Annotated in this window: 12 protein-coding genes; 6 read left to right on the top strand and 6 right to left on the bottom strand. The window is 55.6% G+C overall.

Annotation, left to right across the window (positions count from 1 at the left end; translation table 11 throughout):
* Nucleotides 1-36 precede the first annotated feature (36 nt).
* Complete coding sequence (gene hemA / locus ACQG03_RS12470; protein WP_003856666.1) at nt 37-1,293, bottom strand: glutamyl-tRNA reductase; 1,257 nt, start codon at nt 1,291-1,293, stop codon at nt 37-39.
* Nucleotides 1,294-1,494: 201 nt separating this feature from the next.
* On the opposite strand from hemA, the gene lolB reads away from it, so the two are divergent.
* From lolB to dauA, 4 genes are all read left to right on the top strand, one after another.
* Nucleotides 1,495-2,106 (top strand): lipoprotein insertase outer membrane protein LolB, encoded by a 612-nt coding sequence (gene lolB / locus ACQG03_RS12475; RefSeq protein ID WP_003856665.1) that lies wholly within the window; start codon nt 1,495-1,497, stop codon nt 2,104-2,106.
* Nucleotides 2,103-2,972, top strand: a complete 870-nt coding sequence (gene ispE, locus ACQG03_RS12480) for a 4-(cytidine 5'-diphospho)-2-C-methyl-D-erythritol kinase (protein ID WP_023300294.1) — start codon at nt 2,103-2,105, stop codon at nt 2,970-2,972. Before lolB ends, ispE begins: the two co-directional genes overlap by 4 nt.
* Nucleotides 2,973-3,097: 125 nt before the next feature.
* Nucleotides 3,098-4,045, top strand: coding sequence for a ribose-phosphate diphosphokinase (gene prs / locus ACQG03_RS12485; RefSeq protein ID WP_003856663.1), 948 nt, complete (start codon nt 3,098-3,100; stop codon nt 4,043-4,045).
* Between the two features lie 124 nt (nt 4,046-4,169).
* Nucleotides 4,170-5,849, top strand: coding sequence for a C4-dicarboxylic acid transporter DauA (dauA, locus tag ACQG03_RS12490; protein WP_045308283.1), 1,680 nt, complete (start codon nt 4,170-4,172; stop codon nt 5,847-5,849).
* Here the strand turns inward: dauA and ACQG03_RS12495 are convergent.
* Entirely contained in the window at nt 5,835-6,893 is a 1,059-nt protein-coding gene (locus ACQG03_RS12495) for a MerR family transcriptional regulator (RefSeq protein ID WP_063162962.1), read from the bottom strand. The genes dauA and ACQG03_RS12495 overlap by 15 nt on opposite strands.
* Before the next feature lie 119 nt (nt 6,894-7,012).
* Nucleotides 7,013-7,288 (bottom strand): stress-induced protein YchH, encoded by a 276-nt coding sequence (gene ychH, locus ACQG03_RS12500; RefSeq protein WP_022648382.1) that lies wholly within the window; start codon nt 7,286-7,288, stop codon nt 7,013-7,015.
* Nucleotides 7,289-7,562: 274 nt separating this feature from the next.
* Between ychH and pth the strand changes: the two genes are divergently transcribed.
* Both pth and ychF read left to right on the top strand, forming a co-directional pair.
* Nucleotides 7,563-8,147 carry an aminoacyl-tRNA hydrolase gene (gene pth / locus ACQG03_RS12505; protein WP_006810922.1) on the top strand — a complete coding sequence of 195 codons (585 nt, stop codon included), beginning with the start codon at nt 7,563-7,565 and terminating at the stop codon, nt 8,145-8,147.
* A 126-nt stretch (nt 8,148-8,273) separates the two neighbouring features.
* The gene (ychF, locus tag ACQG03_RS12510; protein WP_010432886.1) at nt 8,274-9,368 is read left to right on the top strand and encodes a redox-regulated ATPase YchF; all 1,095 of its coding nucleotides are present in this window, start codon (nt 8,274-8,276) and stop codon (nt 9,366-9,368) included.
* A 70-nt stretch (nt 9,369-9,438) separates the two neighbouring features.
* Here the strand turns inward: ychF and comJ are convergent, their stop codons facing one another.
* The 3 genes from comJ to ACQG03_RS12525 all read right to left on the bottom strand — a co-directional run bounded on the left by comJ (nt 9,439) and on the right by ACQG03_RS12525 (nt 15,031).
* Nucleotides 9,439-9,945, bottom strand: a complete 507-nt coding sequence (comJ, locus tag ACQG03_RS12515) for a competence protein ComJ (protein ID WP_223861993.1) — start codon at nt 9,943-9,945, stop codon at nt 9,439-9,441.
* A gap of 347 nt (nt 9,946-10,292) precedes the next feature.
* Nucleotides 10,293-10,517, bottom strand: a complete 225-nt coding sequence (locus ACQG03_RS12520) for a hypothetical protein (protein WP_023330151.1) — start codon at nt 10,515-10,517, stop codon at nt 10,293-10,295.
* 11 nt (nt 10,518-10,528) lie between these two features.
* Complete coding sequence (locus tag ACQG03_RS12525; protein WP_063162961.1) at nt 10,529-15,031, bottom strand: RHS repeat-associated core domain-containing protein; 4,503 nt, start codon at nt 15,029-15,031, stop codon at nt 10,529-10,531.

The following is a 15,031-nucleotide window of genomic DNA, read 5'->3' on the forward strand; positions in this document are numbered from 1 at the left end:
TAAATGCACCTTGTCTTAGAAAATGGGTATAGGGCGCTATTCCAGCCCGAGGCTGTTGCGCAGAATAGTCAGGCGTTCATCGTCCCCGTCACGGGCAGCCTGCTGAAGAGATTTGGTTGGGGCATGGATCAGGCGGTTGGTCAGTTTCCAGGCTAAATCCTGCATAATCGCCTGCGCGTCGCCGCCCTGTTCAAGGGCCGCTAACGCTTTGGCCGTCAGGTCATCACGCACCTGCTCCGCCTGACCGCGGTATTCGCGGATGGTCTCGCTGACGCTTTGCGCGCGCAGCCAGGCCATAAATTCGCTGGTTTCCTGTTCAACGATGGTTTCCGCCTGCACAGCCGCCGCCTTACGCTGGGCAAGGTTGTGCGAAATGATGCTTTGCAGGTCATCCACGCTGTACAGGTAGGCGTTCGCCAGTTTGCCCACTTCCGGTTCGACATCACGCGGAACGGCGATATCCACCAGCAGCATCGGCTGATTGCGGCGGGATTTCAGCGCACGCTCGACCATCCCTTTCCCGATAATCGGCAGCGGGCTGGCGGTAGAACTGATAATAATGTCCGCCTCTTTCAGACGTTCATCGATGTCGCTCAGCGCAATCACCTCAGCGCCCACTTCATCTGCCAGCACCTGCGCACGTTCGCGGGTGCGGTTAGCGATGATCATCTTCTTCACCTTGTGTTCGCGAAGATGGCGCGCCACCAGCTCGATGGTTTCGCCCGCCCCCACCAGCAGTACGGTGACGGTCGACAGCGATTCAAAGATTTGACGGGCAAGAGTACAGGCCGCGAAAGCAACCGAAACCGCACTGGCGCCAATGTCGGTTTCGGTTCGCACACGCTTCGCCACGGAGAATGACTTCTGGAACATTCGCTCCAGTTCGCTGGCTTTCAGATGCCCTTTCTGGGAATCCGCGAAGGCTTTTTTCACCTGGCCGAGGATCTGCGGCTCGCCCAGCACCAGCGAATCCAGACCGCTGGCCACACGCATCAGATGGCTGACCGCATCGTTATCCTGATGCCAGTACAGGCTGTTGCGCAGCTCTTCTTCGTTGAGGTTGTGATAGTCACATAGCCAGCGGATCAGCGCCTCGTGCAGGTTGTCCTGCTCTTCCACGCTTAAATAGAGCTCGGTACGGTTGCACGTCGACAGCACCACGCCACCCTGCACCATCGGCTGTGCAAGCAGGCTATCCAGCGCCAGGTCGAGCGTATCCGGCGAAAACGTAACGCGTTCTCGCAGTGAAACCGGGGCCGTTTTGTGGTTAATACCGAGTGCTAATAGGGTCATGTTGAGCGGGAGTAGTACCAGCGTTAATAAGGTTAGCAGGACGCATCATACAGGATGCGCGAGATCAATAAAAGAGACTGCCCCCTTTCGGAGTAATAGCTTACGCCGCGCTTTGAGATAATTTGAACGTAGACGGTGGCACCCTTCAACGCTAGCATTAACAGTTATAACTGCAACGTATCTCAAGGATTTGTCATCATTATGACCCGAATGATTCGCCTGCTGCCTCTGGCGGCCCTGGTTCTGACCGCCTGTTCCGTTCATCAGCCGAAAGGCCCGGGCAAAAGCCCCGACTCACCGCAGTGGCGTCAGCACCAGCAGGATGTGCTGAAATTAAGCCAGTACCAGACCCGCGGTGCATTTGCATATCTCTCTGACGAACAAAAAGTTTATGCTCGCTTCTTCTGGCAGCAAACGGGGCAGGACAACTATCGCCTGCTGCTGCTCAACCCGCTGGGCAGCACCGAGCTGGAGCTTAACGCGAAGCCTGGCGAAGCGCAGATCACCGATAACAAAGGCCAGCACTACACCGCGACCGACGCCGAAGAGATGATTGGCAAACTGACCGGGATGCCGATTCCGCTCAATAGTCTGCGCCAGTGGATCCTTGGCCTGCCGGGTGACGCCACCGACTATACGCTTGATGACCAATACCGTCTGAGCCAGGTTAACTACACCCAGGGCGGTAAAACCTGGAAAGTGGTGTACAGCGCGTATGACAGCAAGACGCAACCATCGCTGCCGTCCAATATGGAGCTGACGCAGGGTAGCCAGCGTATCAAGCTGAAAATGGATAACTGGATCGTTAAATGATGACCCACTGGCCCTCTCCCGCAAAACTGAACCTGTTTCTCTACATTACCGGGCAGCGCGCTGACGGCTATCACACCCTGCAAACCCTGTTTCAGTTTGTCGACTACGGCGACACGATCTCAATCGAACCGCGTCAGGACGGGCAGATTTGCCTGCTGACGCCAGTCGACGGCGTGGCGCATGACGATAACCTGATCGTGCGCGCTGCCCGCCTGCTGATGAAAACGGCGTCGTCGTCGGATCGTCTGCCAGCGGGAAGCGGTGCGGATATCCGTATCGACAAACGCCTGCCGATGGGCGGCGGTCTTGGCGGCGGTTCGTCAAATGCTGCAACCGTTTTGGTGGCGCTTAACCATCTGTGGGGCTGCGGTCTGACAACGGACGAGCTGGCAGCGTTAGGGTTGACGCTGGGCGCCGATGTACCAGTGTTTGTACGCGGCCACGCGGCGTTTGCTGAAGGGGTGGGCGAAATCCTCACGCCGGTCGATCCGCCGGAAAAATGGTATCTGATCGTTCACCCTGGCGTGAGCATTCCTACCCCGGTCATCTTTAAAGATCCTGACCTGAAAAGAAATACCCCGGTACGGTCAATAAAAACGTTATTAAATTGTGAATTCAGCAACGATTGCGAGGATATCGCAAGAAAACGTTTTCGCGAGGTTGATGCGGTGCTTTCCTGGCTGTTAGAATACGCGCCGTCGCGCCTGACCGGTACAGGGGCCTGTGTCTTTGCTGAATTTGACACCGAATCCGCCGCCCGTCAGGTGCTTGAGCAAGCGCCGGATTGGCTGCATGGTTTTGTAGCACGCGGGATGAACACCTCCCCCCTACAGCAGGCCATTCTGGCGCAGACTGAGTTTCGGTGACAACGTCACCCTGTTCCAGACGTTGCATCGCGCTCTTTAATACACCGCCTGGATAGCGTTTGCTTAGGCCCCGCAGTTTGCGGCGAACGCTATCCACCACTGGACGCATGCCTGAGGTTCTTCTCGTGCCTGATATGAAGCTTTTTGCTGGTAACGCCACCCCGGAACTAGCACAACGTATTGCCAACCGCCTGTACACTTCCCTCGGCGACGCCGCTGTAGGTCGCTTTAGCGACGGCGAAGTCAGCGTACAAATTAACGAAAATGTACGCGGTGGTGATATTTTCATCATCCAGTCCACCTGTGCTCCAACGAACGACAACCTGATGGAATTGGTTGTTATGGTCGACGCGCTGCGTCGCGCTTCTGCTGGCCGTATCACTGCTGTTATTCCTTACTTTGGCTATGCACGTCAGGACCGTCGCGTCCGTTCCGCGCGTGTGCCAATCACCGCTAAAGTTGTCGCAGACTTCCTGTCCAGCGTCGGCGTTGACCGCGTACTGACGGTCGACCTGCACGCAGAGCAGATCCAGGGCTTCTTCGACGTGCCGGTTGATAACGTTTTCGGCAGCCCAATCCTGCTGGAAGACATGCTGCAACTGAATCTGGACAACCCGATTGTGGTTTCTCCAGACATCGGCGGCGTGGTACGTGCTCGAGCTATCGCGAAGCTGCTGAACGATACCGACATGGCGATCATCGACAAACGCCGTCCGCGTGCTAACGTTTCACAGGTGATGCACATCATCGGTGACGTGGCTGGCCGCGACTGCGTGTTGGTGGACGACATGATCGATACCGGCGGTACGCTGTGTAAAGCCGCTGAAGCGCTGAAAGAGCGTGGTGCGAAACGCGTATTCGCTTACGCGACTCACCCGATCTTCTCCGGCAATGCGGTAAACAACCTGCGTAACTCCGTCATCGACGAAGTTGTGGTATGCGATACCATTCCACTGAGTGACGAGATCAAAGCGCTGCCAAACGTGCGTACGTTGACCCTGTCCGGGATGCTGGCCGAAGCGATTCGTCGTATCAGCAACGAAGAATCCATCTCTGCAATGTTCGAACACTGATCGAACACGGCCAAAAAACCCGCTACGGCGGGTTTTTTTGTTTATAGTATTTATTTGTATGACTTATGCCTCCTTCACCTGCCATTCATATGACAGATGATGCGCACACGGATGATAGATAATTGTGAAAAACGTAACCTCCTCACATGTTCTGCCCTTTCGCGCCCTCATCGACGCCTGCTGGAAAGAGAAATACACGTCGTCACGCTTTGTTCGTGACCTGATAGCCGGGATCACCGTCGGGATTATTGCCATCCCGCTGGCGATGGCACTGGCGATTGGTAGCGGCGTCGCGCCGCAGTACGGGCTGTACACCTCAGCCGTTGCGGGGATTGTGATTGCGCTGACGGGCGGGTCCCGCTTCAGCGTCTCCGGCCCAACTGCCGCCTTTGTGGTAATCCTCTACCCGGTTTCCCAACAGTTTGGTCTGGCAGGCCTGCTGGTTGCCACCCTGATGTCCGGCATCTTTTTAATTCTGTTCGGTCTGGCCCGCTTTGGTCGCCTGATTGAATATATTCCCCTTTCCGTGACGCTGGGGTTCACCTCGGGGATTGGGATTACCATCGGGACCATGCAGATTAAAGATTTCCTCGGCCTGCAAATGGCCCATGTTCCGGAGCACTACTTACAGAAAGTGGGCGCGCTGTTTATGGCGTTGCCGACGGCCAACCTGGGCGATGCAGCCATTGGCATCGTTACCCTCGGCACACTCATCGTCTGGCCTCGCTTAGGCATTCGTCTCCCGGGGCATCTCCCCGCTCTGCTGCTGGGCTGCGCGGTGATGGGCGTCGTCAACCTGCTCGGTGGACAGGTCGCCACCATTGGCTCCCAGTTCCACTATGTTCTGGCGGATGGCTCACAGGGTAACGGTATTCCGCAGCTGCTGCCGCAGCTGGTTCTGCCGTGGGACATGCCGGGCTCCAGCTTCACCCTGAGCTGGGATTCCCTTCGCGCTCTGCTGCCTGCCGCGTTCTCTATGGCAATGCTGGGCGCGATTGAATCCCTGCTCTGCGCCGTCGTGCTCGACGGCATGACCGGCACTAAGCACAAAGCCAACAGCGAACTGGTCGGTCAGGGCTTAGGGAACATCGTTGCACCGTTCTTCGGCGGTATTACGGCTACGGCTGCGATTGCCCGTTCCGCCGCGAACGTACGTGCGGGCGCGACATCACCGGTTTCCGCGGTCATTCACTCCCTGCTGGTGATCATGGCGCTGCTGATCCTTGCCCCACTGCTTTCATGGCTTCCGCTCTCTGCCATGGCTGCGCTGCTGCTGATGGTGGCCTGGAATATGAGTGAGGCGCATAAGGTGGTGAATCTGCTGCGCCGTGCGCCGAAAGATGACATCATCGTGATGCTGATCTGCATGTCGCTGACCGTGCTGTTTGATATGGTTATCGCTATCAGCGTCGGCATAGTGCTGGCCTCGCTGCTGTTTATGCGCCGCATCGCGCAGATGACGCGTCTCTCCCCGGTTAACGTTGAGGTGCCTGACGATGTGCTGGTGTTGCGCGTGATTGGCCCGCTGTTCTTCGCCGCGGCGGAAGGTTTGTTCAGCGATCTGGCGTCCCGCATCGCGGGCAAACGGATTGTGGTGCTGAAGTGGGATGCCGTCCCGGTGCTGGATGCCGGCGGTCTGGATGCCTTCCAGCGCTTTGTTGCCCGCCTGCCGGAAGGCTGCGAGCTGCGGATCAGTAACCTCGAATTCCAGCCCCTGCGCACCATGGCGCGCGCGGGCGTGCAGCCGATCCCTGGCCGATTGTCATTCTACCCTAACCGTGAAGCTGCATTAGCGGATCTGTGAGTCATCTGATGCAGAGATACGTCTTTGCATCATCACCCCGATCGCCTGCTGGAGCCATTCAAGCACGGCAGGCGTCAACCACGTGCCTTTCATCAGATGCGGCTCCTGCTGCATGGCAAGACGAAATTTTTGCTGGGTCTGCGGGTTTGTTCCCGCATAGGACTGGAATAAAACCAGCCACTTTTCTGCCAGCTTTTGCGCATCGTCAGAAGCGGGACTGAGATTATCCCGCTGCGCCTGATGCAGCTTCGCCACCAGCGGCGGCCACTCCATCATCCGGTCAAAGTAGTGCGCTCGGGTAAAGGCCATCTCTTCGGCAGTGAGATATTTCTCCCAGATGCTGAGCTTTGATTCGGCAAACGCCCGCGTGATGTAATCCGTAATCTCCGGCGTAATGCCGGTTTGCTCCTGCATCTGCGGCTCCACGCTGTGCATTTCGTTCAGACGGGTCAAAAATTCCGGTTTGCCTGCGGTATCCTGTTCCAGGCGTTCCATCCACCGTGAAGCCAAATCGGTCGCCCGCGCGTCCGTGACGCTGACGTTCTGTTCCAGCAAGTGTTTAACCTCCGTCACCAGACCCGACCAGATATCCGCCAGCGCCTCTTTCTCTACCGCAAACGGCAGTTGCTGCAACTCTTCTTTGCTAAACCAGCGATCGTACATATTCATTAACTCCAGAGTCTGTAGCCAGGATTCCAGATCCGGCGTCGCATCGTCGGTCAGCCCGGTACGCAATTCCACCAGCCGGTTGCGCAGCGTATGGATGCTACGCAGTTGCTTGTCCAGCAAAGTGATTTGCCCGTCGAGTAATTCCGCTAATGACAGCGAACGCTGTTCCAGAAAATCCCTGATTTCGGCAAGCTCCAGCCCGGCTTTTGCCAGCGTCTGGATCATATGCAGACGCTGCACATCCGCCAGGTTGTAAAGCCGGTAGCCTGCCGCGCTTCTGGCAGAAGGTAACAACAGCCCTGTTTGCTCGTAGTGATGCAAAGTCCGCACGGTGATCCCTGCGCGTTTCGCCAGTTCACCCACCTGAATCAACATAACGGCTCCTTTTGTTCTGCCAGTGTCGCCACTCTGAAGCCTTACGTTACGTGAGGGTCAATGCGTCATGCAAAAAAAACGACTTCAGATGAAGTCGTTTCGGTGTTCTTTATGGGGCACTAGCCGTGCTTATGCTGGTCGCGGCGGCATCGTTTATCGTAATGGCGCACCCACCAGTATTTATCGCAGACTTCCTCATGTCCGCTCACGCGCGCCCCGGCGAGCCACAATACCGCACCGAGGAAGATACTCAGCACCGCGCCATGCGCAAAGTATTGTGGGAGGTCAAGCTGCGGTAATTGGTTTAAAATTGAATAACCGACACCGGCGACCATCACGAACAGTCCCAACCCCATTAGCACGTTACCGAGCATTGAAGCGTTTTTGCGTTTCATATGTCACCTCCGGAACTTTGGGTTGTCAGGGGAAAAACCCCTTCTCCTTGTGTGTAAAGTATAGACAACGCCACTTATATGAGTTGCGTGAATGATCACATTTACAGATAACTCCCGGACAAAAATTTACAAATAAGACATTGAACAGCTTGAAATTCTAATTGTTCAAAGAAGAAATTATTCGCATTTCGGTGTACAGCAGGCAGAACTTTGTCAAGCGGCGCGCCAGACAGTAAACTACGCGCCAGATCTGGAACCCATTAGGAAGTAAATCGTGACGATTAAACTGATTGTCGGCCTCGCCAATCCGGGCGCAGAGTATGCCGCTACCCGCCATAACGCCGGCGCCTGGTATGTTGATCTGCTGGCGGAACGTCTGCGCGCGCCCCTGCGTGAAGAACCCAAGTTTTACGGGTATACCTCACGCATCAATCTTGCGGGTGCTGACGTGCGGTTGCTGGTGCCAACCACCTTTATGAACCTGAGCGGCAAAGCCGTGGCGGCTATGGCAACATTTTATCGCATCAATCCGGATGAGATCTTGGTGGCCCACGACGAACTGGATCTGCCACCAGGCGTGGCGAAGTTCAAGCTGGGCGGCGGTCATGGCGGCCACAACGGCCTTAAAGACATCATCAGCAAACTGGGTAATAACCCTAATTTCCACCGTTTGCGCGTGGGAATCGGCCACCCGGGCGATAAAAACAAAGTTGTTGGTTTCGTACTGGGTAAACCACCGGTTTCTGAGCAGAAGTTGATTGACGAAGCGGTGGACGAAGCGGCCCGCTGCACCGAGATTTGGCTTCAGGACGGCCTGACGAAAGCCACCAATCGACTGCACGCTTTCAAAGCGCAATAATCGGCGCCATGGGGCTTTTTTACCGCGCGTCGCGCGGGTTACGTGTATAATAGGCGTAGTTATTTACTTTTCTTCAATCGGTTATCGTTAACGGATTGATTATCAAGATATTAAGGTGATTTAGAAATGGGATTCAAATGCGGTATCGTCGGTCTGCCAAACGTGGGCAAATCCACCCTGTTCAACGCGCTCACCAAGGCAGGTATTGAAGCGGCGAACTTCCCGTTCTGTACCATCGAGCCGAACACCGGTGTTGTTCCTATGCCCGATCCGCGTCTGGACCAGCTCGCAGAAATTGTGAAGCCGCAGCGCATTCTGCCAACTACCATGGAGTTCGTGGACATCGCGGGCCTGGTAAAAGGCGCATCCAAAGGTGAAGGCCTGGGCAACCAGTTCCTGACCAACATCCGTGAAACCGAAGCGATCGGCCACGTTGTGCGCTGCTTCGAGAACGACAACATCATCCACGTTAACAACAAAGTGGATCCGGCTGACGACATCGACGTCATCAACACCGAGCTGGCCCTCTCTGACCTCGACACCTGCGAGCGCGCCATTCACCGCGTGCAGAAGAAAGCCAAAGGCGGCGATAAAGACGCGAAAGCGGAACTGGCTGCGCTGGAAAAATGTCTGCCACAGCTGGAAAATGCGGGCATGCTGCGCGCGCTGAAAAACCTGACTGAAGAAGACAAAGCGGCGATCAAATACCTGAGCTTCCTGACCCTGAAGCCAACCATGTACATCGCCAACGTTAACGAAGACGGTTTCGAGAACAACCCGTACCTCGACAAAGTACGTGAAATTGCCGCGGCTGAAGGTTCTGTGGTGGTAGCGGTTTGCGCGGCCGTTGAATCTGATATCGCCGAGCTGGACGATGCCGACCGTGAAGAGTTCATGGCCGAACTGGGTCTGGAAGAGCCGGGCCTGAACCGCGTGATCCGCGCGGGCTATGAGCTGCTGAACCTGCAAACCTACTTCACCGCTGGCGTAAAAGAAGTGCGTGCGTGGACCATCCCTGTGGGTGCGACTGCGCCTCAGGCGGCCGGTAAGATCCACACCGACTTCGAGAAGGGCTTCATTCGTGCGCAGACTATCGCGTTTGAAGACTTTATCACCTACAAGGGTGAGCAAGGCGCGAAAGAAGCTGGCAAGATGCGTGCGGAAGGGAAAGACTACATCGTTAAAGATGGCGACGTGATGAACTTCTTGTTTAATGTTTGATTTGTTTTGAATTAAAAAAATCCACGCTTTGGCGTGGATTTTTTTCGTTCTTATTTAGTTATTATTAACGTTAAAAAACACCTTCTTTGAGTGGATTATCTTTTTTTCCGCCCCAAGGGTCGTCTAATAAAAACTTAGCTGTGACAGTGTCTTTTTCCGGCACAAGAGTGAAATTGTAATAAATTTCATCCCCTTCACAAATCTCATAATAGAGCGAATACGTTTTGTTGGTTACATTTATGTTTATGTCAAATTTCTCTGTCGCAGAAGCCACCTGAAGCTTATTTTTATCTGTAATAAAAAATGGCACTACAATGCAGCGTTGAGCATTTTCATCTAAATTAAAAGTATTTTCTATTTTAATATTTACGTTTGCTCCAAATGCGTCCTCAGGTAAAGGATCAAAAATAACATAATCTTTATGAATCACAGCGCCTTGAGATACATTACCTTTACCCCACTGGCTCAGTTTTTCATCATAGTCTCGTGATCGTAGCAATATTTGACGATGTGAAATCAGTAGGTCAACATGTTGACTATATCTATGCCTCATTATGTAAAAAAGACTATTTTTCATATTCTTCTATCGTTTTTGTTGCTATGTACATATCTTCTCTTTGAGGATTGATTGACCATAAAGATAGCGATTATTACGCAAGGATGCCCCCATAACTGAAGTTGACAAATGCTAATTGAGTAAAAAATTCGTTGTAATTATGCTATATAAATAAAAACGAGCGGTTTGTCACCGAGTTTAGCAATGAAATTAACTATACAACAATAGTTACGTACAAAATAAAACAATAACTATTTTAAAATATTAATTAATTACAACTATAGAATATAGTAAGCTACAATTTCAACGCTATCAATTATACAACTCCTGATTTTTTGGCTGTAAAATATCCCCCCTGCATAAAACTATTAATCCTTTGAAAAAAAGGGCTTATTTTTCCCTTCTCTAGTCTGAGTGGCAACAATAACTTCATAAGCATCTCTTTCACTTCTTTGTGCTTTCAATGCTTCTTCGGATGTAATTTTCGACTCTTTATCAATCATAGCAATAGTTCCAGCATCATATCGGATAAAATATTCATTATCTCTTTTAATTATGTCAATGCCAAAACCAGTAAAAATAACTTCACTCATTTTTCGTACCTCTATTTGTTTATAATCGGTGTAATCAAAGCATCACCGACAGGCGTTTGATCTATTACGGCTTCAGGGATCCCTCCTGACGTCTTACCTCCAGGAACCCAAAAATCATTAGCCCCTCCCTCGTTGCCTGAAGGCATCCTAAGCCCTTGAGGTTTAAGGATATCTATTCGGACCGGTGAATCGCCAAGATCTCCAGGGTCTAATCCTAACATTTTCTCTAACTTCCCGACATCTCCGCCAGCTTTCTTAATAATGTTATCAGCAACTGATTTTGGCATCACAAAATGACCAGATGGAGGGCCAATCTCAGCTCTATTCACTCCCCATGCAATTTTAGAAATACCATCATTAAATAAAGCAAGATGTTGCTTAACATAAGAAGGGTCTAGATAGTTCGTTGGGTTTGGCCGATTGGGCTTCGTCGTGCCTTTTAAAGAATTATACGCCTTTGCTGCCCAAGCCCTACTTGAGAAAACCCCTTTTGTTTTATTCTGGAAATCATTCCAGCTATTTCTGCACGATAACCCCCACGGATCCACCCACCCCAGCGCATTCGGCGCATACTGGTAAAGGTTTATCCCCCCCGCCAGCCCTATCGGGTCCTGCTGCGTAAACCGTCCGCAGTCTGGGTCGTAATACCGGAACAGATTGTAGTGCAGCCCTGTCTCACGGTCCAGGTATTGCCCCTGCATGCGCAGGTTCTGAGAATATCCTGATACCTGCGTTTCGCTTTCCCGCAGCAGCTTGCCCCAGGCGCTGTTCACGCCTTCCCAGCGCACCTGCCCTTCGATATCCGTCATCCGCTCCGGCGTGCCGTTCGGCTGGCAGTGGAACCAGAAGATTTCCGGGGCATCAACGCCGTCAATACGCGCCAGCGGGTCGTAGCTGTCCTGATCGCTGTAGACGTAGGTCAGCGGCACTTCTCCGTGCACTTCCTGCAACAGGCGGAACCCTTCCCAGACAAACCGCGTGATGACAGGCTTACCGGTTGGCTGGCCGCCCAGCATCTGGCGACGCGTTTTGCTGATGCGTCGTCCGAGTAGGTCATAGCGGAAGCTGACCTGCGTCTGCGGTCTGTTGCGGTCCCGCGGCTGGCTGATGACCTCCGTCAGGCGGTGCTCGCCGTCGTAGCGGTAGTGCCAGCGGGTCTGGCCGTTATCTTTCTCCACGGTGCGTCCGTGGACGTCATAGCGCCAGCGAATGCCGTTGAGCTGCGTCAGACGGTTGTGCGTGACTTTCTCAGCAGCCCCCTCAAGCGGGTTACCGGCCGCATCCCAGCGCCACTGCTCCTGACCGGGCAGCGTGCCGTCCTGAACCAGCAGACGTCCGGCGCTGTCGTACTGCCAGCGGTACCAGCTGAACGGGTTATCGTCCCGCTCTTCGCGGACAAGATTATTGCGATAGTCGTAATCCCAGCGGCGGGACCAGCGGCGCGGCGACGGGCGCTGGGCATTGCCGGTAAAAACGTCCCGGCGATGCAGTCGACCGAGACGGTCATATTCGCTGCGTGTGGTTAGCAGCCCCTGCGTACGGCTGGTTTCACGGTGAAGTTCGTCGCGGGTAAAGTCGGAGACCGAGAGCTTATCAAGCGCGATGCTGAGCAGATGCCCGCTGCCGTAGTAGAACTGTTTCAGCTCCCGGCCATCGGGCAGCGTGACGGAGGTGCGGTTACCCAGCGCGTCATACTCCCACGCCAGCTCCCCGTGCTCGCCCGTTTCGCGCGTGACGCGCCCGAGCGCGTCATACTCAAACACAAGCTCCTGCTCGGCCTCGGCACTCCAGGCATCGGCTGAAAGCGCGGGATGCAGCCCAATCCGGCTCAGAAGGCCGGACGGGGTGTAATGGTAGCGGGTCTGCCCTTCCGGCGTGGTGCGGGCGACCAGCTGGCCGCTCGCGCTCCAGGCGAAGGCATGGGTAATGGCCTCCGGATGTCCAGCGGCAAAGGTGCGCGCTATAGTACGCCCGCAGGCGTCGTAGCGATACTGCGAAGCCACGCCATCCAGCCCCACCTCTTCCAGCAGCAGCGAGTCCGCACCCCAGCGGAACTGATACGCTTCGCCGTTTTCGTTTTTCAGGGCAATCAGACGCCCGCGGCTGTCCCAGCGGCGACGCACCTCTTCACCCTGCGTATTACGGGTGGCGGTTAAGCGCCCTGCCTCGTCGTATCTGAACTCGCTCTCTTTCCCGTCGGCGCCCGCATGCTTCACCGGCAGGCCACGCGCGTTCCATTTGAGCGATTCCGTCCAGCCTTCCGGGCGATCGAGTTGTACCGGACGCCCTGCGGCGTCGTAGCGGTAACGCGTCTCTTCGCCGTCGGCGCTTATCTCAGCCACCAGCCAGCCCAGCGGATGATAACGGTATTGTGTCACACGGCCCGAACAGTCCGTAACACGCACCATCTGCCCGGCCTCGTTGTACTCCTGGTAGCGGCTGTTGCCGGCGGCATCAACTTCTTCCACGACCTGACCAAACTCGTCCCGACGAAGCAGCGTGGTCTGCCCCATCGGATCCACCACGCACTTCAGCCCGTGATGTTCGTCATACAGGAAACGGGTGGCGCTACCGTCGGCTTCGATGATGGAGGCCGGAAGCGCACGGTGCTCCAGCCAGGTGGTGGTGCGGGTATTGCCGTCGGCGTCGATCTCCTGCACCCGGTTACCCATGTCGTCATAGACGAAGGTAACGGCATTACCGAGCGGATCGATGCGGCGCGTGAGGAGTTCGTTGTCATCCCACTCGTAGCGCCAGTTCTCACCGCGCTCGTCAACGTAGCGAACAATCAGGTTTTGCGCGTTCCAGTAATGCTTTCGCGTCTGACCGTCGTAGTGATCGACGGTCGTCAGCCCGGCGGCTAAATCGTAGCTAAAGCGACAGCCGTCGCCGGTGCTGGTGCGGTTTTCCACCACGCGCCAGTGGTCGAATTTTTGCCAGCGGTATTCACTCTCCAGACCGCCCGGCAGACGGTGCCAGACCATCAGGCCATCATCGTTAAAACGGTATTCACGGGTTACCACGCCGGAGGCATCCGTTGCGCTGGCCAGTTGGCCGCGCACGTCGTACCCCCACTGCATCAGCGGCCATATCTGGTTGCCGTCGAAATGGCTCGCCGAGGTAACGCGCTGCGGGAAACGTTCATTTTCATAGCGCAGAGTGACGTCGATCGCCCGCGGCTCATCGTGCAGACCGACCAGCCGCCCGTGTTCATCCCACGCCGTCAGCAGTGCGTTGCCGTATTCGTCGCTGAGGGAGGCCAGGCGCAGGATTGAGGAGTTCGCCCGGGTTGGTTTATACAGACGCCACACCGCGCCGTCATCGTCGGCAATCGCCACGTCGCCGCTCTCATTGCGGCGGATGATAATGCCTTCGCTGATGCTGTAAAACGCGCGGTCGACCGGCGGCAGTTCAAAGCTCAGCTCGCGCCCGGTTTCATCGAACCAGGTGGCGTTGTTTTCTTCCAGCGTCAGATAGCTGTCAAAGGTGGTCGCCCAGCCCAGACCAAACAGCCCTTCGCGGGTGGTCAGGCTGTTGTAGCTGCGCTGCCAGCGCAGCGGGAAGCGCCCCGGCAGCGAGAAATCGAGTTCGTCGTCGTCATTCAGCACCTTCACACCGGTAGCGGCGTGAACCGGGTGCGAGGAGCCGAACACGGCGTTGACGGCCATATCGGCCAGCATCCCGCCACCGGCAGCAGCCAGCGCGCAGGGCATGTTTTTCAGGATCTTGCCCGGACGCCCGCGCAGCAGGGAGAGCGCAATCATCCCCAGCGCCAGGCCCGGCGTTTTGCCGCTTTTAATATCGCGAACCGTGAGGGTGTCGCCGCCGATGATCACGTTCGGGGAGACGTCGTCGGAAACGGTGCCTTCGCAGGTGGTGCGATCTTTCGCACGCACCGCGGGCTGCCCGTTGATAAAGACGCTTTTGGAGCCTTCCGCCAGATACTGCGGCCCGGAGTGTTTCTCGCACGCCACCTTGTCTTCTTCCAGCGGCGAGGTCCCGGCAGCGGCAGAGGCCACGCTCGGCTGCCACATTTCGCTGCCGAACTGTCCGGCAGCGGCAAGCAGCATGCCCGCGTAGTCGGCAAAGCTGCCCGGAGACTGCGGCTCAGGGGAAGGAGTATCGGCAGGCGTCAAGGTCCCGGCTGCGCGTGCAGCGGGGATCGCATTGGTAAGAACGTTGCTGGAACCGGTAGTGATCTTACCCGCAGGCGACGGCGGGAAAAGCGCGTTGCCCAGCCCTTCAGCGGCGTTGCTGATATCGTCGGTGATCCCCGCAACGTTCGCCAGGACACCCCCAATAATGCCGCTCAGCAGACAACTGGATCCGATCGCCGCCACGCCTGCGGCTGCCGCCCCGGCTCCCAGCAGTGGCGCCGCCACGGTAGCTGCTGCCCCCACCGCCGCGCCAATCACCGCATAGGCGGCACCTTCCGCCACAATGCTGGTTATATCAGCAAAAATGCTGGAGTGAATAATCTCGTCGCCCTTACGGGCCGCGTTGTTATCGCTCAT

Source organism: Enterobacter cloacae complex sp. 342H5, from assembly GCF_050030905.1.
Taxonomy (GTDB): domain Bacteria; phylum Pseudomonadota; class Gammaproteobacteria; order Enterobacterales; family Enterobacteriaceae; genus Enterobacter; species Enterobacter intestinihominis.

What these genes read in the sequence shown, in the direction of transcription:
- ACQG03_RS12525 (WP_063162961.1), bottom strand. Translation starts at nt 15,031, where the DNA reads ATGAGCGATAACAACGCGGCCCGTAAGGGCGACGAGATTATTCACTCC.
- comJ (WP_223861993.1), bottom strand. Translation starts at nt 9,945, where the DNA reads ATGAAAAATAGTCTTTTTTACATAATGAGGCATAGATATAGTCAACAT.
- ACQG03_RS12495 (WP_063162962.1), bottom strand. Translation starts at nt 6,893, where the DNA reads ATGTTGATTCAGGTGGGTGAACTGGCGAAACGCGCAGGGATCACCGTG.
- lolB (WP_003856665.1), top strand. Translation starts at nt 1,495, where the DNA reads ATGACCCGAATGATTCGCCTGCTGCCTCTGGCGGCCCTGGTTCTGACC.
- ACQG03_RS12520 (WP_023330151.1), bottom strand. Translation starts at nt 10,517, where the DNA reads ATGAGTGAAGTTATTTTTACTGGTTTTGGCATTGACATAATTAAAAGA.
- ispE (WP_023300294.1), top strand. Translation starts at nt 2,103, where the DNA reads ATGATGACCCACTGGCCCTCTCCCGCAAAACTGAACCTGTTTCTCTAC.
- hemA (WP_003856666.1), bottom strand. Translation starts at nt 1,293, where the DNA reads ATGACCCTATTAGCACTCGGTATTAACCACAAAACGGCCCCGGTTTCA.
- ychF (WP_010432886.1), top strand. Translation starts at nt 8,274, where the DNA reads ATGGGATTCAAATGCGGTATCGTCGGTCTGCCAAACGTGGGCAAATCC.
- ychH (WP_022648382.1), bottom strand. Translation starts at nt 7,288, where the DNA reads ATGAAACGCAAAAACGCTTCAATGCTCGGTAACGTGCTAATGGGGTTG.